11 protein-coding genes are annotated in these 21,670 nt (G+C 65.3%); 4 read left to right on the top strand and 7 right to left on the bottom strand.

Annotation, left to right across the window (positions count from 1 at the left end; genetic code table 11):
* The first annotated feature begins 372 nt into the window (after positions 1-372).
* Positions 373-1,737 carry a recombinase family protein gene (locus tag OHS58_RS05805; protein WP_328647405.1) on the top strand — a complete coding sequence of 455 codons (1,365 nt, stop codon included), beginning with the start codon at positions 373-375 and terminating at the stop codon, positions 1,735-1,737.
* Positions 1,738-2,241: 504 nt separating this feature from the next.
* Here OHS58_RS05805 and OHS58_RS05800 read toward each other — a convergent pair.
* From OHS58_RS05800 to OHS58_RS05780, 5 genes are all read right to left on the bottom strand, one after another.
* Complete coding sequence (locus OHS58_RS05800) at positions 2,242-2,598, bottom strand: hypothetical protein (RefSeq protein WP_328647404.1); 357 nt, start codon at positions 2,596-2,598, stop codon at positions 2,242-2,244.
* Positions 2,595-3,065 carry a hypothetical protein gene (locus OHS58_RS05795; protein ID WP_328647403.1) on the bottom strand — a complete coding sequence of 157 codons (471 nt, stop codon included), beginning with the start codon at positions 3,063-3,065 and terminating at the stop codon, positions 2,595-2,597. The genes OHS58_RS05800 and OHS58_RS05795 overlap by 4 nt, the downstream gene beginning before the upstream one ends.
* A gap of 512 nt (positions 3,066-3,577) precedes the next feature.
* Entirely contained in the window at positions 3,578-3,985 is a 408-nt protein-coding gene (locus OHS58_RS05790; RefSeq protein ID WP_328647402.1) for a hypothetical protein, read from the bottom strand.
* Positions 3,986-4,011: 26 nt separating this feature from the next.
* Positions 4,012-10,953: an RHS repeat-associated core domain-containing protein gene (locus OHS58_RS05785; RefSeq protein ID WP_328647401.1), complete on the bottom strand. Its 6,942-nt coding sequence runs from the start codon at positions 10,951-10,953 to the stop codon at positions 4,012-4,014.
* A 78-nt stretch (positions 10,954-11,031) separates the two neighbouring features.
* Positions 11,032-15,231: a LamG domain-containing protein gene (locus OHS58_RS05780; protein WP_328647400.1), complete on the bottom strand. Its 4,200-nt coding sequence runs from the start codon at positions 15,229-15,231 to the stop codon at positions 11,032-11,034.
* A gap of 822 nt (positions 15,232-16,053) precedes the next feature.
* Here OHS58_RS05780 and OHS58_RS05775 point away from each other — a divergent pair.
* From OHS58_RS05775 to OHS58_RS05765, 3 genes are all read left to right on the top strand, one after another.
* On the top strand, positions 16,054-16,476 hold the full coding sequence (locus OHS58_RS05775) for a hypothetical protein (protein WP_328647399.1): 423 nt from the start codon (positions 16,054-16,056) through the stop codon (positions 16,474-16,476).
* Positions 16,477-16,803: 327 nt separating this feature from the next.
* Positions 16,804-17,607: a recombinase family protein gene (locus tag OHS58_RS05770; protein WP_328647398.1), complete on the top strand. Its 804-nt coding sequence runs from the start codon at positions 16,804-16,806 to the stop codon at positions 17,605-17,607.
* A gap of 5 nt (positions 17,608-17,612) precedes the next feature.
* Entirely contained in the window at positions 17,613-18,221 is a 609-nt protein-coding gene (locus OHS58_RS05765) for a hypothetical protein (RefSeq protein WP_328647397.1), read from the top strand.
* Here OHS58_RS05765 and OHS58_RS05760 read toward each other — a convergent pair.
* Complete coding sequence (locus tag OHS58_RS05760; RefSeq protein WP_328647396.1) at positions 18,200-18,400, bottom strand: hypothetical protein; 201 nt, start codon at positions 18,398-18,400, stop codon at positions 18,200-18,202. The genes OHS58_RS05765 and OHS58_RS05760 overlap by 22 nt on opposite strands.
* A 14-nt stretch (positions 18,401-18,414) precedes the next feature.
* Positions 18,415-21,501 (bottom strand): hypothetical protein, encoded by a 3,087-nt coding sequence (locus OHS58_RS05755; protein ID WP_328647395.1) that lies wholly within the window; start codon positions 21,499-21,501, stop codon positions 18,415-18,417.
* Positions 21,502-21,670: the final 169 nt, after the last annotated feature.

Below are 21,670 nucleotides of genomic sequence, written 5' to 3'. Positions count from 1 at the left end.
GGATCGTGGCTCCTTTTCACGCTTGCCGAACGAGAGGTGCAACGTCAACACCAAGTCACTGGGACGGCCGAGTAAATCCCGCTCCGCCCAGCAAGATCGACGATCACCGCTACGTACGGTTGATGGGTCGGCGGTCGGCCATCCGCTGTTACAACCCCCTCGAAGGAAATCGATAACGTTTCGCCAGTCGAGCGCCATGCTGCCCGACAGACAGCGGGGCTACTGCAGATCGTCGCCGCATAGGGCGTTATACAGTCCTCACTGACGCATCGCGACTGCGCTGATCGGATGAACCGCTCGGCACCCGCCGTCATGACCCAACGGCCGCGACATCCGTCCAGCGTGATCCCCCCGCACCTGCCCTCGCCTCAGATGGCCGCACCACCTGCTGGCGCGGCCGACCTGCTGGCGCAGTGGATGAACGGCAAGAAGCCGACAACCACCACTACCCGCCCCGACCACAGGAGTGGCTTGCGGTTCGCCTTCTACGGCCGCACGTCGACCACCCGCCATCAAGACCGGGTGTCGTCACAAGGCTGGCAACGCAACATGGCCGATGAGCTGGTCGCGGGCCACGGCCAGGTCGTCGCCACCTACTTCGACGCCGGCACCTCACGCCGCATTCCATGGCGACAACGACCCCAGGCTGCCCAGCTCATGACCACGGCCTCGAGCTCAGAATCCGTGATCGACGCGATCGTGATCGGCGAGTACGAGCGCGCCTTCACCGGCACCCAGTTCGCCACCCTCTACGCCTGGTGCACCCGTCACGGCATCCAGCTCTGGCTACCCGAAACAGGAGGTCCAGTCGACCTCGTCAACCGCGATCACCGAGCGCTGTTGTCACTTCTCGCCACCCAGTCGCAGCGCGAAGTCCTCCGCGCCCGCCACCGGGTACTGGCAGCGATGCACAACCAGGCCACCCAACAAGGACGCTACCTCGGCGGCCGCCCACCCTACGGCTACCAACTCGTCGACGCCGGACCCCACCCCAACCCCGCCGACGCCCGCTGGGGCCGACGCCTCCAACGCCTCGCACCCGACCCCCGAACCGCACCCCACGTCACCTGGATGTTCCGCCAGCGTCTCGCCGGGCACAGCGTCGCCAGCATCGCCCGACACCTCAACGAGCGCCATATCCCCTGCCCCTCCAGTGCCGATCCGGACCGCAATCGGCATCGAACCCGCAGTGCCTGGACCCTACGCACCGTCGCCGTCATCCTGGCGAATCCGCGTTACACCGGCCGCCAGACCTGGAACCGCCGCGCCACCGGCACCGAAGGCCCAGCCTCAACGCCCGCGCTGTCGACGAAGGCCGCCCATCCGGCGCTGATCACGGAGCAGGACTTCGTCACCGCGCAGCAAGTCCGGGCGGCGCGCCCCGCCGGCGACGGCCAGACTCGCCGATTCGCCCTCGCCGGGCTCATCCACTGCGGCGTTTGCAACCGGCGGCTGGACTCGCACTGGAACCACGGGCGACCGACGTACCGCTGCCGCCATGGCCACACCAGCACCCAACGCGCGGGCCAGCCCCGGCCGAAGACGCTCTACATCCGCGAAGACCATCTCATCGACGACATTTATATCCGACTCGGCGTTCAAGACAGTGACGGCCACGCCACGCTGGAGTCAGTTCGGACACGAAGCAGCCGCGTCGCGACAGCGCTACGAGGCTCGGGACAGTTCATCGTCTGCGACAACGCCGGATGGCGGCTGCAGGAGATCGATTCGGACTGAGCTACGATCGGCCCAGCTTCAAGATCGCGTTTCGCGATCCGTGGGGTAATACTGTGTCCGAGAACCCCTCCACGTGGGATATCTCCCGTGTTTGGGGAGATCATGCGGTCATCGTAGCGCACAGTCACTATCACCGCCGCACCTACCATCTGCACTGAAGTCCCGACACACCGACATCCAGCCGCAGGGACAGTGGCCGCCTTGCCCAACTGCATCGCGCCGACGGAATGACGCTCGCGAGTACAAGCGCCGACCCCCGGTGCCCGACTACGACCTGAAAGACCGCAAGATCTCGTCGACCAACCCGGACACGGCAAGACGACCTTCACCTATGACGCAGCCAGCCGGCTACTCACCACCACGGACGCCCGGAACCGGGTAGTCGGCTACATCTACGACAGATGCGCGGTCAATGACCGTCCTCACGCCGCCGCCAGTCCCGGAACCGCCTCACCTGGTTGACAACAGTCGCACCGAATACTTCCTCCACGGCAACACAACACCCTACGGGACGATACCGAAGCGCTCCACCCACCGTCGTGCCATTTCGAAACCTATCGGCTCATTAATCTCGGGCGTGGAAAGTTCGAAGAGAACCTGCTTCAACAGATTCCCATACCCCTCCAGCAGTCCGACGTCATCCCGCCCAGCAAGCGCCTCTGCCCATACTTCGACGTCATTCTCCGTAAGCGCGCCGGATAGGTATCCCCGAAGAAATGCAGTCACATGCGCGGGCGTCAACGTGACGAGATCTTCTTCACCGTCAAAATCGAAACGCGATAATTCACGAACAGCATCAGGCACTGATCTATGCAGTTCAAGGATATCCAGAAGAGCCGCAGCCCGATCTTGAGCGTTCACGGACAGCCTCCTGTCATCTTGCCCTTGACGTGGGCGACAGATCCATCAGGAACAACCTTTGTCTTCAAGTATCCGATGGTGCCACCTGAAGCATCAATCGTCTTGGCGTAGTTGGCATGCGAACCTGACACTCGCCCAGACACCTTCGCCTCGAACTGAACTGCACCATTGGCACCACGGGTGATCACCGTTGACTCAGCATCGGCCGGCAATTTCTTCTCGAAGCGTTTCAAGTTCCTCAGCTGCTCCAGACTCAGATCGTCACGACTCAGGGTTTCGCCATCGTCGTGAACGAAGACCGGGGTGTCGCCGACGAGTACATAGGATGCGTGAACGCCTTCGATGGTCAGGTTGCAAGTCCGGTCGGCGCCAGTGCGACGCACAGCCTTCAAGACATATCGGGCCCTCACCTGGTGACCGGCTTCCAGCTCCGTGACATCCTTCCAGTCATGGGATGTCACATCCATAAGGGATGATGCGCCGTCGTGACAACGGTCCGCAGGCCATCCGGTATTGAAGCGTGACGCCGACGAAGATCAGAGCGATAAAGTAGTCCTACTACTACTACTACTACTTTTCTGAAGCTGGCCATAGGCTTTGGTGCCGAGCAGCTTGGACGGCTTGTGCCGCCTCGAACCGCGACGGTCAGAAATCCTTCTTTTCTCATACACGGGCACCGTCCACAATCGCGCAGCTCCAGTCGATGAAGCCTTGGTCGCCGAGTTCGTCAGACAACACAGGTGTCCGTGCCAGACATCACAACGCGTCGGCCACGGAGATGGCCACACACGCAGGACAGCTCGCCGAGCTGTGTCCAACCCTTCTTCCACTCCATACCCACGACCTGCCCGGGGAAACACTTTCTCGCACGAGCCTCGCGTGGCCGGCGACTCCGAGGTCGCCTTCTCGGCCTTCCCGCTTGAAACGCGCCGACAGCTTCCGCGGGGCAACATTACCGCACCCGTCGCGTCAGAATAGCTCATTTTGACAAGGAGACAATCAACCTTTCCCACTCTGATCGATACTGATGAATTGGCACCTTCAACAGGTTTTCATACCAGTTCTCCGTATCTCCACCTTGAGCAATGAGTATAGACCCCTCGACCCGCCAGATGTAAATATGCCACCCCTGATCCGCATCCCAGTAGGGCGCCTCTACCGAGCCCTCCGGAATATTCGACATCGACCAGCTGCGAATGTCCGAAGCAGGATCCTCCCACCACGGAAAGGCCACCTCCTTCCCCAGGGAAGAATCAATGAATCTAAGAGAGGAATTACCTTCACCTTGATACACTAAGACAATTCTAAAATTCAAAGACTCAGAAAACGAATCTAGGTCGACAATTCGAACATCATCCTCGCGAGAGATGCGAACACCAGTCACCATTAGGATCAAACTCCTCATTGCATATATCAGGGATCGACATAGGACGTGTGAATACGGAACCCGTCAGCCATACCACCGTCCCTGCGCAGGATTGTAACCACGGTACGGCCAGAAATCTCACCACCCGTCGACTGACTCAGAACACGGGCGCTCGCCGGATTGCCAATCGGATTTCGAAGAGTCAACTGCGTACCGCTTCCGGACAGCCAAGCCGTAATCGCCGACTCGTTTGCAGTGAGATTTGCTTGCGTTTCCGTCGTAGCAGCATTCAAGTCCACATACGAGGATGCATTAGGTATGCCGCGTCCCCACAGGAATGAATCGTCCTTTCCAACATGACGGGCAATTGCGTGGCCACCAGCCGCCTCCGAGGCCGGGAGATCACAAATGAATCCGGCCGTGTTGTGCACCAGAACCGGAGCGTTACCGGCCATCACATAGTACGTATGAATATTGTCGATCGTGAGATTGTAGGTACGGTTAGCGGCAGTATAGCGATGCACCGCTCGAACAGCGACCCGACCTTCGCCCGGAGTAGCCAGTTGGTCGCCGACCTTGAGGTCGCTGGCGTCGGTCCATGCGTGGGTTGTCGCGTCCCAGAGACGGTGGTGGGCGGTTGCGACGATGGTCCGCAATCCAGCCGACGTCAGTACCGCGATGTCAACGAAATCGTGGTCGTCGTCGGTGACATGCAGGGCGGTTACGACATGGCGCTCGATGAAACTGTCATCGGGTCGAGCGTTTATGACTTCGTCGCCGACTTTGACCTCGGCGATTGGCTTGCTGGTATCGTCAGCCATGAGCACCGGGGTGTCACCGGTAAAGCTGTTCTTACCCACACAGGAAGACGCCGCTCCCTCGCCACCAGCAGCTTCTGCGGCAATCTTCGCTGCCACGAGAGATGCGCCGTAGTCCCCCAGCGCACCCGCGCCGACGCCGCCCGCGATAGCGCCGCCGGCCCCGACCGAACCCTCAATTGCGGCGATCGACCCGAGCACGACCTCGCCACCGAGCTTAGCCAGGAGACCGACCGCACCCCCCGAGGCTAGCAATCCCAGCACTTCGATGGTTTCCTCGACAGTGGGTGGAGAGGGGTCACAGGAGCGGACATCGGGAAACTCGTCGCAGAACGCGGCAGCGAACTGGTCGTATTCCGGCGGCCGATGGTCCGGTGCCTGCAGCGACCAGTTGGCGAATTGGGTCTCCCACTTCGCCCGCCGTTGCTTCGGAGACATGAGATGATTCTCTCTGCCGACGAACGCGGGATACGTAGGCCGAGTTTTGTGCGTCACAGCATAGCCCCAGTTGAGGGCGACGCCGAAGTTGTACTGATACGCGCGATCCTTACCGGCCGGACTCATGGAACTGATCGCTGCAGAACCGATGTACGCTGGCCGGCCGTCAATCTGCAGGACCATTCCCGTAGGGTCGCTGAACGACATCGGGCTGTTGTTGCCGTAGCTGTAGGCGTTCAATGCCTGCGGATTGCTCGCATCCAGCACCGGGTCCGCCGTCATGAAACGACCGGCCAGCGGGTCGTAGTCGCGGGCACCGATGTGCGTCACGCCGGTCGTGTTCTGATAGCCGCCGAGGAAGCCGTGCTTGTCCGGCCAGGTCGACGGCGGGGTGCCGCGGGTGGTGCCGTACGGGTCCTGCCAGCGCCTGGTCACCGTCATAGAAGAACCGGAGTCGACCGTGGCGTAGGTCGTGCCGTGGTGATCAGCCAGCTTCCAGCTGAGGGTGCCCGTGCTGGTGCGGGTCGCGATGACCTGGCCGTTGTAACTGTAGAACCGGGTGCCGGAGGCGAAGCTCCCGCCGGTGGGGACGAACAGCTCCGTGTCACCGATCGACAGCGTCATGCCGCCCGGGTCCTTGGTGATGAGAAGGTTGCCGTCCGCGTCGTAGAGGTAACTACTGTCCCCGCCGCTCGCCTCCTTCGCCGTCGCGACCCGGCCCTCGGCGTCGTAGGTGAACGTCTGCGCCGAACCCGTCGGGCCGCGGGTCTTGGTGCTCCCGGCGTCCGTGTAGTCGTAGTTCGTCTGCGTCGTCCCGCTCGGACCGTCGGTGGTGACGGCCTGGACGGCGTGCGGTCTGGACTGGCCGGCGTCCGGGTAGGTCGAGGTGCTCGTGATGTCGCCGGTGGTGGTGTGCTGGACCTGCGTCTTGCGGTTACCGGTGTCGTCGAGGGTCCAGGACGTCCAATACGGCGCCGCCCCGCCGATCCCGGCCGTGGTGGGCTGGGCCGCGCAGTCCCCGGACGTCGGGGTCCAGGCTTCGGTCAGCCGCTGCAGGTAGTCCTGGCGGAAGCACTGGGTGTCCGCCGGCAGTCCTGGCGGGGTGTCGGCGATCTTCGTGATGTTGCCGACCTGGTTGTAGGTGTAGACGCGGTTGGCGATCCAGAAGTCGGAGGTCGTCGAGCGCTGGGCCTGCATCGTGGCGAGCCGGTGGGTGCCGTTCTCGTAGGTGTTGCTAACCGCGACCTGGTACGGACTCGTCGGGTTGTTGAACTCTGTCCGCAGGACCTGGCCGAACTCGTTGTAGGCGGTTTTGGCCACCAGCTGGGTACCCGTGCTGGAGGTCAGGGTCTTCGGTGCTCCTTGGGGGAAGTACCCCAGCGACTGCTGCTCGCTGGGTAATCCCCCTGCTCGCGGGCTGCTGACCATGCTGACCGCGCCCGTGTTGGGGTCGTAGGTGGTGCCGAAACTGTAGCTTCCGGAGAGCCCCTGGATACCGGCGGGAATGGTGACCTTGCTGCCCGTAGGACGCCCGGCGCTGTCGTAGCCGGTGGTCTCCTTCTTGTAGGCCTTAGCGTCAACGTAGCGGGTGGAGCTCGTGGGCTGCCCGGCGAGCAGGGTGTCGTACGTCCAGTCGGCGAGCTTGGTGCCAGTGACGGCGGCCCCGTCGTACTCGGCGGTCTTGCGGCCGAGGTTGTCGTAGGTGTAGCTGATGAGCCGCTTGCGGGCGTCGGTGGTGGTCAGCAGGCGGTCGCCGACGTCGTAGGTGAACGTCGTCGTGCCGGTGTCCGGGTCCTTCGCCGAGATCTTCCGGCCCTTCAGGTCGTACTCGAAGGACCAGACGTTCTTGCCGGTGGTGTCGGTGACCGTGGCCTGCTGGCCGCTGCGGGTGTAGGTGTAGGTCGTGGTGTCGGCCGGAGATCCAGTGGTGTACTTCGCCGGATCCTTGTACTGCAGGAGCTGAGTGGCCTGACCGAGACCGTTCGTGATCGTGGTCGTCGCGGTGCCGCCGCCCGGCGGGACGGTGGTGGTGCGGTCGCCGTCCGGGATCGTCGTGGTGCGCCACTGCTCGACGTCGTTCTGACGGTACGCGCTCGCTCGCGCGGCGCCGGCGCTGTCGAAGGTGGTCAGGGTGGTGTTGGGGACCGAGGCGTCGTTGGTGACGTAGAGCGTCGCCGAGGGTCCTGAGGTGCTGTTCCAGTAGGGGTTGTGAGTTTTGTACGCCCGGCCTTGAGAGTCGAAGTAGGTGTCGGTGATGATCCGGCCGGCCCCGTCGTCGGTGCGAGGTGCCTGGGTCTGGATGGTACGGCCGAGACCGTCGTAGAGCGTGTAGGAGGTGGCGTACTGGCCGCTGGCGAGCAGCGTCTGCGCTGCGACGTTGCTGACCCCGCCACTGTTTCTCACGCTGTAGGTGAAAATGGCGTCCGCCGGCGCGTTCTGTGCCTTGCTGTGGCCGGGTTTCCAGACGGAGATGATCCGGCCGAGCGCGTCCTGGGTCGCGTCGGTACGCAGGCCGCTGCCGTCCTTGCCGGCGATCGAGATGCCGGAGACCGGGTCGAGGTACTTGGTGGAGGTGAACTTGGGCGCGTTGGGAGCCGCGGTGACCGGCGGGGAGGTGGTGTCGACCTGGGTGAGCGGGCCACCTGACGACGGCGTGTAGGCGGTCGTGGTGGTCAGGCCCAGTGCGTCGGTCGAGCTCGTCGCGCGGCCGTACTTGTCGTACACCGTGGTCGTGGCCGGCTTGGTCAGCTTCTCGGCACCACCGGCGGGCCAGTCTTCGAGGGTGTCGACCTGGGTGACGTTGCCGCTCGTGGGCGCGACGCCAAACGCCTGCGTGTCGTAGTAGCTGCGGTTGTCGCTGATGATGTTGCCCGGCCCGGGCGGGTTCGTCGTGTTGTCACAGATACCCGAGACCTTCTGTACCTGGCTCGGGAAGCTCACCAGCCACGCAGTGGTGTTCTCCAGGTACTGCGTCAGAGTGCAGCTGGTCTGCTTCGGGTCGCTGATGTCCCCTTCGGTCTGGACGCTGGTGGCGAGACCGTACTTCCCGTAGACGGTGTGGGTGCGGGAGGTCCGCCAGGACTTGCTGGTGTCGAGCCAGGTACGGGTGCGGCTGGTGTCGGTGTCGACGTAGGCCGACGTCCGGCCGTAGGCGTCGGTGCCGGTGGCGCCGGACACCCACGGCTCGTTCAGCGTCCCGCCGATGACGGCACCGTCGCGGTAGGTGACGGTCTCTCGCACGAAGCCGGCGACCTCCTTGCGGTCGACGATCGACTCGTGCCAGTTGTCACTGGTCACCGTCGCGCCCTCCATGCCGCGGAGGTAGTACGTCTCGGTGACCACCGGAGGACCGGACGGGTCACCTGCCGCCGGTCCGAGACCGACGGTGGTCTTCACGTCGCCGTAGCCGCGCCACTGCGACCAGGTGCGGTACTTCGGGTCGGTGAACGGGTCGTCGTCGTAGTGCCAGGCCGCACCGCCGAGATAGCCGTAACTGGTGACCGTGTGCTGTTCCTGGCCCGTGGTCTTCGCGTCTTCCTCGACCAGTTTGACCTGGAACTTGTTGAAGTAGTCCAGGACAGGGTCGTTGGCGCCCGGTGGAGTCCAGTAGACCGGGTAGCAGGAGAGCTTGTTGTCCTTCAGGTTGTTCGGATCGGGCATCTTGACGCCCGTCACGCACTCGGGATCAGCGTAGGTGACGGAGGTGAGTCCGCCCTGGGGGTTGGTGATGGCGTCGATGCGTTCCCGGGTCAGCGCTGTGTACTGGATGTTGGCGTTGACCCGGTTGGCCATCGCCTTCGCGTGAAACGTCGTCGGCGGCAACGTCACCGAACTGCCGACAGTGTTCGGACTCGCGATCTTCCCGGTCTCGGTGACCGAGTCCAGCCACAGTGCCGTCTTTTCCCCGTCTTTGGTGGGCGGGAAGGACTGGCCGAACGCCCACTCCCGGACCGGCTTCCAGCCAGTGCCACCGTCGCTCACCTGAGTGGTGATCTTGGTGTAGCGCTTGCGGGAGAAGAAACTCGGTGAACTGTAGGTGCAGACGGCGCCCTGGGCACAGATCGTCTCCGACGGCACGTCCGGCCAGGACGACGCGGTTCCGGAGTTCAGCTGTCCCGGGTCGCAGGTGATCGTTCCACTCGGGAAGCACCGCTCGGCGGTGTCGAACAGGATCTGAGCCGGCGCGTGGCTGAACGTGTCGGAGACCTTGGTGTTGAAGCCGTACTCGACCTTCTGCAGGTAGCCGCCCCGGGTATAGGAGGTGCCGGGGTTGTTGGCCGTGGAGGCGTTGCGGTTGAGGCCGTAGTAGTTGGTTTCGGGCTGGTAGTAGTAGGAGATGGCGTTGCCGCGGGGGTCGACGACGTAGTCGAGGTTCCACCGCCAGGCGCGATTGCACCAGGACGCGGCGTAGGTCGTGGCGTTGCACGGCTCGTCGGTGTTGTTGCCGAACACCGGAACGGTCCAGGTCGACTGGGTTTCCGCCTTGCCGGATGCCCAGCCGGGCAGGTGGTTCAGGCCGAAGAAGTACTGGACACCGTCGGGCGTGGTGACCTTCCAGTACTCGCCGAACTTGTCGCCGTTGGCGCCGTCGGTGAGGCGTTCGACGCGGGTGCCGTCGTCGTCCTTCGGGTGCCACTTACCGGTGGCCTTGTCGAGGATGAGGTCGCCGTTGGCGCCGGAGAAGGAGATGGTGGCGTTGTCGTTGTACCAGCACAGGTCGCCGGTCTTGGTCTGGTTGTTGTTGCCGCCCAGGTCCTGGCCGCAGCCCTTGTAGCGGCGTTCGATGAAGCCGCTGCCCGAGAGGTTCCAGCCGTCACCGATGCCCGAGGCCTGGTTGTTGGTGGCCGAGGTGAGGCCGTCGACCGCGCTCGAGGAGTAGTTCAGGCTCACTGCCGGGCCGGTGCCGCCGACGGCGGAGGGTGTGCTGATCGGGTACGAGTAGGAGAAGTCCGCTGAGGAGGTGCCTGCGGTCCAGGCGCCGGCGGGCTTGAGGTCGGTGGCGGTGAAGTCGCCGCCACCGCTCTTGGTGTCGGATTGCGCGGCGACCAGCATCGAGGTCGTCGCCGGCGTGGCAGCGTTCTGCCGGTCGGCGGCTGGTGCTCCCGGCAGGGTGACGTCGGCGGTGACGTGCTGGGTCTTGGTGTTGTTGTCGGACTTCAGCGGGGTGCCGACGTGGCACTCGGGCTTGTCCGGCGTGGTCAGCAGGCAGGACGGGTACTGCACCAGGTGCAGGCGGCCGCCGAAGTCGCCACCGTAGGCGTCACCGAACGAGCGGTAGTCGACGTCGATCGTCACCGGGCCGCTGGTGTCGCCGCGAACAGGCTCGGCCTTGACGAGCACGCCCTTGATCCCGGCTTTGGCTGCCGTGGCCTGGTCCAGGGTGCTGATACGAACCTTGCCCGCGGCGTGACGGGCGTCGGTCTTCGCCTGGGAGCGTGACAGCGCCACCGACCGTCCGGCAGGCACTTTCGCCGCACCTTCGGTCGGCAGGTCGACTTCGGCGGTCGCCGCGGCCGGCCAGGTCACCGGGGCCGGGGTGTAGGTGCCTGCCGACGGAGCGGGCGGTGTCCGGAGGCCACCGTCGGCACCGTTGACCGACTGTGCTTGTTGCAAGGGTGGGAGGTCCCAGCCAAGCCCATGCCAGCCGCCGGTCGCCGCCTCCGCGGCCGACTGGCCGGAGCCGAACAGCACCAGCGTGATACCGAACGCGACGAACCGTCTGCTGCGGTCCATCCGGAAGTGCCCACGTCTGCCCGTCATAGCTACCTATCCCCTGGTGAAACGGCGCCGCGCGCCGGAAGCCGAACTGAGCTAGTGAGTGACGTCGAAGAGATTGCCGGGGTCGTCGAGAGCCCGGTCCTGCTGGACGCCGGCCATGTCCCGTAGACCCGCGTAGACCCGGACTCCGGCCAGGCCGCCGTACCAGGTGTCGCTGCGCTGTCCCGTCCACACGCCGTGGCCGAGGACGAGACCGCCGCTGGAGTCCCGAGCCACGACCCCGCCGCCGTCGGGTGTGTTGACGTAGAAGTTCTGCTTCGTCCCGTTGACGTAGAGCGCCATGAAGCCGGTGGCGACGTCGTAGGTGGCGACCAGGTGCGTCCAGGTGTTGTCCGCGGCGTCGGCATCACTCAGCACGATCCGGCTGTCGTTGCCGGTCGCGGACGGCGACAGCAGGAAGCTCCACTTGGCGTGCTGCTTGCCCGATGTGTCGGCCCACGGCCGGTAGCCGAGCAGCAGTGGCGAGAACTGGGTGTCGGTGGTGCTGACTACGGCGCGAGGCGACGGATCGACCGGACCGTTGACGGACGCGTCCGACGTGGTCCAGGTGTGTTTGACCCAGGCCTCGACCGTGAACGACTTGTCGGTCCGCAAGGTGGCGGGCTTGGTCGTCGTGACCTCGCCGCCGTTGACGGTGAACTGTGCCGCGCACGCCAGCGGACTACTCCCGGTGTCGGTCTCCATACCCAGTGAGACGCCACCTGAGGGCGTGCCTTCGCTCTGCCCGATCGAGTCGTAGTAGCCGGACGGCTGCATCGCGGCGATCTGGTCGTCGGTGAGGACGCTGTCCCACACCCGGGCCTGGTCGAGGATCCCCTTGAAGAAGTTCTGGCCGCCCCGCTCGGCCCCGAGGAACAGACCGCCGTTCGCTGTCCATGTCTGCGACACCGGAGAGTCGGCTTGGTGCCGTCCGTTGACGAACAGGCTCAGCCGCATCGCCGACTGGTCGAACGTACCGGTGAGCAACGTCCAGGTACTCGTTTGCGGGGTGGTCGTACCGACTGCCCAACTGGTCGTGGCCCCGGCGCTGTCGGACGGGGTCATGCCGAAGGCCCACCGGTTCAGTGCCTTGTCGTAGCGCAGCACGAACGCTGAGGTGTTCGCGCCGGCCTGGGCGAGCACGCTGTAGTTCGCGTTCAGGTCAGCGGGATTGACCCACAGGGATACGGTGAACGAGTAGGCGGTGTCGATCACGGGCCTAGTGGTGGTGCCGTAGCCGGTGGTCCCGTCCAGTTGAAGGCCGCCGCCGCTGCGTCCGGGCACCCAGGTGTGGCCACCGGTCAGGGTGAAGTCGTTGCCGTGCTGGGTGCCGTCCTTGGCCAGGTTGCCGCTGGTCTCGCCCAGCGACCAGGCGGACTGCAACGACGGCACTCGCGACGTCGCCGAAGTGATCTCGGGTCCACAGCCCTCGGCCAAGCCGTACGCGGCCAGCGGCGCCGCCGTGTTCGCCAGGTCGTGTGCTTCCGTCGCGGACAGCGTCCGTTGCCAGGCTTGGACGTCGTCGATCGAGCCACGGAGGTAGTCGGCGCGGGCGCCGGCGTTCTTCCCGGCTCCAATGACGAGCGACCCTGTCGCGGCCCACGGGTGCACTACGGCCGTTTGCTGTTTCGCGCCGTCGACGTACAAGGTGGCCACGTTGGTGGACGCGTCATAGGTCGCGACGAGGTGTGTCCAGGCACCCGCCTTGGGCGGGCTGCTCGAGAGCACTTTGACTTCATTGGGTGCTGCCTGATCAGCCGCGGTCACGCGAAGAGCCCAGGCATTGCTGTCCTTGTTGTATTGCAGCACGAATGGACTTGCCTGGGTGCCGTCCTGCGCGATGACGGTCTGCGAACGGGTCGTGTCGGTCAGCTTCGCCCACGCGGCCACTGTGAAGGATTTCGACGGGTCGAGGACACGATCCGCGGTCTGGGCGTAGCCGCTGGTGCCGTCGAGACTGATCGCTCCCTTGACGCCTTCGCTGTAGCCGCTGGTGTCGGGGTGGGTCCAGCTGTTGCCGTGGTTGTAGCCCGGCTGCCGGGTCGCGCCACCGGACAGCGTCGCCGCGTGTGCGGCGAGTCCCGTGTTGCCCGGCGTGCCGGCGGCGGTGTCGGCGAGAGATGTCCCCGACGGCTCGTCCGCGCTCCACGCGGCGACCAGGTTCTTGCTCGGGGTGAGCGGCTGGACGTGGTAGGAGCAGGACGGGCCGTCCAGCGCGGGGTTGGAGTTCGGGATGACCAGGCAGATCGCGTTCGGGCTGGGCATCCCGGCCTTGTTTACCGACTTCACCTTGACCAGGTTCTGATTGCCGTTGACCGCGATCGTCTTCAAGCTCGCGGTGGCGACCATCTTGCCGTTGGCGTCAGTACTCTGCACCGCCGGCGTGACCGGTGAACCCTGAGGTTGCGGCTCGGAACCGTCGGTGGTGTAGATGAAGTGGTCGATGTCGTAGAGGCCGTCGGTGGCCATGTAGGTCCACACGCTGAAGTCGGCCGCGTCACCCTGCACCTTCGGGTCCGTCGACGACGCCATCGCGACGTTCGGCGGCAACGGGACCTTGCTGTCCACTGTGAACTCGCAGTTGCCGACCCAGTTCGACCAGAGCTCACCGTCGTAGGCCTGCATCGACCAGTTGTAGATCCCGTCCTCGTTGATCCACCCGGTCGGGACCGCGGCCAGCTGCGCCGTCGCCTGCTGGTTCGGGCCCGCCGTCCCCACCGGAACGAGGTTCGCTCCGTTGTCGTGGGTGTAGACGTTGTGGCCGAGCGCACCGTACGCGACCGCGAACTTGCCGTAGACGGTGCCGCCGTCCGGATCGGAAACCCGGCCCGCGATCTGCGGGGTCTTCGTGTAAACCCACGGCCGGTTCGGACCCGAGGTGCACGGCAACTGGCCGTTCTGCATCGACAAGCTCGCCGGCGGGTTCGGGTAGGAGTCGTAGTTCACCTGGAAGTACGGGTTCAGGTCGAACCGCCGCCAGGCCGCTATCCCGTCGCCTTCGTTGGCGGCCGCGAGCGCGAACCACGTGTTCTGCCAGTAGTTCGCGGCCGCGTCCCTCGCCGCCCGAGTGGCGTCGAACTGCCCCGCCACACCCGCGGCGTCATGACAGTTCGCGACGTTCATCGTCGACACCTGATACACCCAGCCTGGCTGCGCACCCCACGTCGTGTTGGGGTCCGCCGGGTTGGACAGCCACAACCCGGTCGCCTTCGGCGAACAGCTGTAGCTGTGCTGGATCGTGGTGTTCAGGCTTGCGCTGTGCACGAAGGTGCCGCCGAGTCGCGCACTGTTCATCTGGATGTAGGACCGCGACGTCCCCGCACTGTCGTAGTTCTCGTACCCGGCCTTGAGGTTCGACAAGTCCCCGGTCGACGCGTTCCAGTTGTGCGCACCCGGAAAGCCGGACTGGACCACCACATGTGACTGGATCCCGCACGAGTCGCACCAGCTGTCCGGGTCCAGCGACACCGGGTACCGGGTCGCCGGGTCACTCAGGAACGCCTGGTCCGGGGTGATCGTCACCGTGCTCGGCGTGAGAGCGACGTCCATCATCGCCTCACGCCGGCCGCCACCCTCACCGAGCTGCTGCTCGGCCTGCGAACCGTCACCGGTGGAGTCCCACATCCGCGACGCGTCACCGGAGAAGACCACCTGCCCGGACGTGTCCTTGACCTCAAGCCCGTCGGTCGGGCCGGCCTGGGCCGGAGTGCCACGGCCTCCGCCTTCCGCGACCGAGACGGTGGTGTTGCGGGTGTGGAGCCCGAACGGGATCTGCTGCAGCTTCGGGTTCTTCGCCGCCTCCGGCGTCTTGATGACCAGATTCTCCGTGAACCCCTCGGCGACCGCCTTCACGGTCAGATCGACACCGGGCAGCACTTCGGAGTAGACGGCCGTGTCACCGTTCAGCGCCGGTGCCGGCAGGTCGGCGGTCCACTTCAGACCGACTTCCTTGTCGTCCTGACCCGCTTGCACGATGGGCTGCGACGCCGAACCGGCGCCGCCGGGGTTGAGCTTGACGTCGACGGTGATCGCCTTCGGCCCGACCGAGCCGTCCGCCCGCCGCACCAGGGTCGTGTCGACCGGTGCCCACGTCGCGCCCTGCTTCACCCGGACCGGGTGGACGTACTGCGTCATCGTCCACGAGCCATCCGGATTGGCCAGCGTCTGCGACGTCTCGGTGGTCTCCGACGCCACCTCGACCTGCTTGTCACCCTCACGCGCATAAGACGCGGCCGTGACCTCGTCCGGAGCCACATTCGGGACTACCACAGGTGTTTCAGCGTGAGCGGGTGTGACCGTCACCACGGTTCCGACACCGACTGCAGCGCAGAGCAAAAGAGCGCGCCAACGCGCACCAGAAAAACGCACGAGATCCCCCTCGTCAAAAGCAACCAGCACAGAGCTGGGCCCCCGACGAACCCGCGACCACGATGCCAAACCTGGCGAAAATCCGAAATAGGCCGTTCAGGGCAGTCGCAACCGGAAGGCGAATCGACGAGTTACGGAACGATCTCAGCAAGAAGGTGCAAATAAGACATACGTGATCAACTTGCCAAGGCGTGTCGCTGTCAATGGCACGCGAGAGGACCGTCTTGACCCCCTCAATCCACGCGCGATCATCTGCGCCGTCGCCACCGAAAGATCCAGCCCACGGTCGCGATCCCCACCGGACAGCCGTCCGATCAGCCAGCATATCCATGCAGGTCACCACGTGAGTCGAAGGTCTACACCACACGATCCAAATCCCAGCGCAGCTGCCACGACAGCTCACGACATGACCACACGCACGAAACCCGCTCGGCAGCATAGACGTGAAGTTCACAGTCACGACGCCATGTATGCAAATGTCTGACAACGAATCGGCGAGAGACTTGTCAACCCGCCGGAAGATCACCCTCTCGGGTGATCAAGACGACGCTCATACTCAACGGATCGCCTCGACCATCGCGGAATGCCCGCGTAGTCCTGAGCCGATCAGGCGAACGCCCCACAGCTGCAGACATACAGTGACCCGGGGTTCCGTAACACCACACGTCGTCACGGCGACGCCCGCCAGGACCGAAGGAGCCACTTGCCATGACGAAGAACGACGCCCAGCGGCCGCAGACCGCGGCGGCGCCCCAGCGAAACCGCGCCCTGCGATACGCAGCTATCGCAGCGGCCGTCCTCGTCGTCGCCGTCGGCACCATCCTGCTCGTCACCCATCCCAATGACCCGCCACCGGTTGATTACCATGTCGCCGTCACCGGCAACGTCAGCGCAACCTGGGTCTCCGACGACAGCGACGGCACGCTCGACCTCACTAACGGCGGCAACTCCGAGAAGATCCGAGCCGGCTCGCTCACACTCACCGTCCAGTCGACCCTGCCGAGCGGCGCCAGCTGCACCATCGTCGACTCGAACGCCAACGTCATCGACACGAAGGACGCACTACCGACCCGCGGCACCAGCGGCAAAGACGCCTTGACCACGGTCACCTGCAGCACCACGAAGCCCTGATCGGCAACCTCGCCCTCCAGCGAACTCTGGCCAAACGACGATCGTCCGCGCTTCACAGCAGGTTCATCGTCCACCCACCCGTCGAACAACGTTGAGAAATGGTCGACTCAAACCGATCAAAAACTAACCGGATCCCGAGATCACATTTCGCGACCCGTTGATTAATGCCGCGTCCGACTACACCGAGGTATAACTGTTCACCCATCGCTCTTTGCATATTCGACAAGACAGCGACGACGGACCGGTTGCGGAAATACCACAACGACGCGGAGTGTCGCTGCATAGGACGTTATACAGAAGTCGGCAGGTCCTGACTGCGCTGATCGGATGAACGACTCGAAGGCCGCCGTCATGACCGGGCGGCCGCGACATCCGTCCATCGTGACCCCACCCCACTCACCCCCGCCTCAAGCGGCCGACCCCGCCGCCGGCACGACCGACCTGCTCGCACAGTGGATGACCACGGGCAAATCCACTCGCACCTCTCCCCCAACGCAAGTCAGCAACGGGTTGCGGTTCGTCTTCTACGGCCGCACCTCGACCGTCCGTCATCAAGACCGCGTGTCGTCACAGGGCTGGCAGCGCGACATGGCCGACAACCTCATCACCGGTCACGGCCAGATCGTCGCCACCTACTTCGACGCCGGCACCTCACGCCGCGTCCCATGGGCACAGCGACCTCAGGCCGCCCGGCTTATGACTGAGACCGCGAGTCCGGAGTCCGCGATCGATGCGATCGTGGTCGGCGAGTACGAACGCGCCTTCACCGGCGCCCAGTTCTCCACCCTGCACACCTGGTGCACCCGGCACGGCATCCAGCTCTGGCTCCCCGAAACGGGAGGCCCGGTCGACCTCGGCAACCGCGATCATCGGACGCTGCTGTCGCTGCTGGCCACCCAGTCACAACGCGAGGTCCTCCGCTCCCGCCACCGCGTCCTGGCCGCGATGCACAACCAGGCCACCCAGCAAGGCCGCTACCTCGGCGGACGCCCGCCCTACGGCTACCAACTCGTCGACGCCGGCCCGCACCCCAACCCCGCCGACGCCCGCTGGGGCCGACGCCTCCAACGCCTCGCACCCGACCCACGAACCGCGCCACACGTCACCTCCCCGTCGACCAGAGCGCACTGAACCAGGTGACCGAGACGATCAAAGGCGCGCTCGCCGCGCTCGCCCAACCGCCGGCCACGAGGGTCGTGACCATCACAGGAGTAAGCAAGGCCGGCGATCCGGCCCCGGGGTTCACGGTCGATGCCAGCGACAACCCGGTGGAGATGTGCAGCGCGTCGCCGGCCAGTACGAGCAGGAGCATGGTGTCCTGTTCGCCGAGCGCGGCGGGAGCCGACGTCTGCTGGATCAAGCCCGACCGCAGAAACCTTCTGTGTGGAACGAATCCCTGGGACAAGCAGCTCTTGCCCGCGACGTCGGATGTAGCCATCGGGCAGGTCGCCCCGCTCCAAGGGGATCCGGAGCCGTGGGGTCTTGTCCTCGCTGACGGCGCCCGTTGCCGGCTGCGAAACGGCGGCGCTTGGAGCGGGCGGGCCGACGACTACGTCGGCGCCTACTACTGCGATCATGGCGAGTCCGAGTACGTCCTGATCCACCAACAGTCGACGGGATCCGCGGTGAACAGGTCGAGCCCCACGTGGACGGTGCAGGTCGGACCGATGAGTGCGGACAATGCCGCGTTTCCGCCACCGAAGACGATGCGAGTCGCCACCGCCTACTTCCCCGGAGTTCCGTGATCAGTTCGAACGCCATCCACCGCACCGAACTCCGCCACCGCCCGCAGCCACCACAGCGGCGGCAGCCACCACAGCGGCGGCAGCGGGATCGAGAGCGTCGGCGACGATGTCGAGACGGGCACTCCCGCCGCCCGGACGTCGGCCGCCACGATCGCGAGCTCCGCCGGATGCCGGGTCATTCTTGCCGGGGATATTAGTCGACGAATCGGTGGCTGTTTTTGAGCCAACCGATCGCAGCAAGATCTTCAGCCAGCCATCTATATGCCAGGCTCGTTGCCGGAGAAGTAACGTGCAGTGGCAGCTGAACGTCTTGAAGGGGATGCTGGCCGAACGTGGTTCGAGGAGAGCGCCGGTAGTTTTGGCCGAAATCCCAGAAGGTTCGGTCATGGTCGTCGGTGACGATGCGCAAGTCGACGGCGGGAGTGTCGGGGTCATGTTGCTTCGGGTCGGGATGGAGCATGAGAAGCATCTCGACGCTGATGGCGCTGTCGTCGGCGAACCTGCCGACGAGTCCTTCGACGCGCAGGGGCAGCATGCTGTAGAGGCCCATCGCGTTGCCGAAGGCGGGAAAGTTGAGCTCAACGAGCTGGCGGTAACCGACCAGGGCTTCGCGCACGATGGCCGTGGCCATGGTCAGGGTCAGCTCAGGTGAGTATTCCTGCCATGCCCACCTGCCGGTGTGGGGTTGATCGCCGGCGGGCCACGGCGGCTGAAGGGTGTCGCCGTCTTCCAGGGTGAGTTGGGCGGATAGCCAGCGGATGTCGTCGGAGTCGAGGGGGCCGCCAGGTCCCTGCCATGTCGCCCGCACGGATGTGTTCACTGTTTCCATCCGGTCGGCGACAGTGTCGCGGAGCTCGGCGAGGTGGATGGGGCGACGAGGTCGCAAGGAGACTGAGTCCTGAACAAAGGACGCCAGAAAGTAGGTGCGTTCACGCGCCAGCCATGACGTGCGCGGTACCGGCAGGGTCCGTCGCCGGATCGCGGCCTGCAACTGCTCTTGCAGCTCTTCTTGAGCAAGGAGCCAGCGCCCGAAGTCCGTGGTGGGAAGCTGAATCTCCTTCCAGCGGTGCCAATGTGCGAGGCTCGGGTGGATCTCGGCCAGCTTGACGACGGCCGGCGGCGGGACGGCGTCTCGTGCGCGAGCAAGGGTGAGGTAGCCGCTCTGCAGCCAGACGCCCCACTGGACCAGCTTCCCATCGCGGTGGCGAACCAACGACTCGGCGAGTGGCCCGAGCCCGGTCAGCAGCGCCTGTTCCGCCTCCCGGAGCCACACGCCCGCGCGGATCGCCAGGTCGGGGTCGGTCGCGGCGCCGCTGGCGTCGCGGCGCCGGATCAACGCTGCGATCACCTCGTCGGAGGGACCATCCAGTGTCTCGGGTGCTTCGGTCTCGGCGATCTCGTCGAGGACCCAGAACGCCGCGGCGGGGTTGATCCGCGCCAGTTTGATCAGTAGTGCCTCTTGTTCCGGGGCGGCGGCGCTCGAGATGGCAAAGGCGAGCGCATACCGCCAACGCGGGAAGGACCCAGCCGCGGCTACCGCCTCGAGACTCACCAGTTCTGACCTGATTGCCTCGGCTCCGAAGTACTGCTCGAGGACGGGAAGGGCGAACGCGAGCGTGCGGTTGTCCATGACGACAAGATCGGTGGCGACGAGGCGACGCAGGCGCGGCAGCGGTTCGAACAAGGCAGCGGTCGCCGTCTGCGGCTGTTCGAGGAGCGCGACGGCGAGCCGCGCCAAGTCTTGCCAGGTTTCGTCGGACACATCAAGGTGATGTGACTGGATCACCATCGGGGCGAGGCCAGACAGCAGCTGAGCGCGTGACACGTTCGTGTCACGGCCAGTATCAATGCGAGCTGCGAGGGCCAGCGCGGTGAGCGGACTCGTCAGCAGGTCCGCGGTCTCGGTGGTCCACAGATGCGGGGGAATGTGATCGCCGATCGCCACTTCCGCGAGATCCGCTCCACGCCCGACCGGCCAGGGAGCGATGTCGATCTTCTCCTCCGCCGGTACGGCGATCCCCGGGCGGGCGGTGGCCAGCACGCTGACGTTAGGCCACACCTGGACGAGTTCGCGCGCCTCGGCCAGCAGGTGATCCGCTTCGTGGGCTGGCAGGCTGTCGAGGTCGTCGAGAACCACCCGGCAGTTGGTCGGCTCTCCCCCGAGTTCGGCGACGACGGCCTGTTCCAGGCTTGTCGCGATGTGGCGAGGCTCGAAGTACAGCGGAATGTCAATGTCCGGGTCGTTGGCGGCGGCCTGCAGACCTTGCTCCCACCACCGAGCGGCCTGTTCGGACTTTCCGGCGCCGAGGCGAGCGACCAGAACCCGAACCGTGCCGGCCGGGACATCGACGATCGGGTCGTCCAGCGCAGTCATCCAGGCCAGCACCGCGTCCCGGCGCGCTGGGTTCACAAGCGGCGTCAAGCGGGCCACCCGCCGGCCGCGGCCCTTGCGCACGGCGTGCTGCCACGCGTCCACGGCGCGGCTCTTGCCCGCATCGGCCGGCACGCCAAGTGCAGCCGCAAGTGCTTGCCGCTGCCGCCACGAACGCTCCCGAGCGACCTCGAGACCGATCCCGACCAGGTGCGAGAACGACCTAGCGGCCTGAGCACGCTCGAGCAGGCTCTGACCGCGCACACGGTGCACGCCGGCGTCCGCGTCGAAGTCCAGGCGCTGGACCACCAGGACCCGAAGTAGCTGCCGGAGTTCGTTCTCCGTCGGCGCTGACCCGGTCGTCGCAGCCCAGGCTGACTCGATCACATGCCGGAAGGTCGTGAATGCCTGGCGCTCCTCGACAGTCTTCGCAGCGTCATCCAGCGGCAATGGCTGTGGATGATCTCGAAGCCGCGCGCACACCGTCCCGAGCGCGCCGAACGCTCCGCTGCCGCGCTGGTTGGTTGCGATCATCAGGCGGTCGCGCGAAGGGTCGACGGGTCGGACACCACTAGGGGTGCGCAGTCCGGAGGTCATCGCCTTGACCAGCTGGTCAAGGGCGTTACGAAGGTCTTCGGCTCGGGAGTCGAGCCGGCGCAGGCCTCCCTTGGCCTGTACCAGGATGAATCCGCCACCGGAGACGGCTATCCCGACATCGTCGACCGGGAACCCCGTCTCACAGCCAACGGCTTCGATCCGCGTCGACGAATCCAGCCCCAACCCCGGCTCGTAATTCGCCACCGCGTGAGCCGCCCACCAGGCGAACACCTCCGCCTGAAACGTCAGCCCACCCGCCGCACGGGCACCTCCAGCCGACGCAACCGCCCCGCTACGGTCAACGCCGCCCATCGACTGGTCACGCTCCTTCCCGCCTCGGCCCTCAACAGCCGTTGACGGGCGCCACGCACACTCGAAACACTACGACAAACGGAGACGGGGTCCTGCTCAGCCCGGCCAGCAGGTCCAGTCGCCGGCCCCACCATTCCGCCCTCATTTGCGAACGCGGAGGGAGCGGAAC

Source organism: Amycolatopsis sp. NBC_00348 (genome assembly GCF_036114655.1).
In the GTDB taxonomy this organism is placed as follows: Bacteria; Actinomycetota; Actinomycetes; order Mycobacteriales; family Pseudonocardiaceae; genus Amycolatopsis.
The sequence above is the reverse complement of the archived record's forward strand: the minus strand, read 5'-3'. Positions and strand labels throughout refer to the sequence as shown.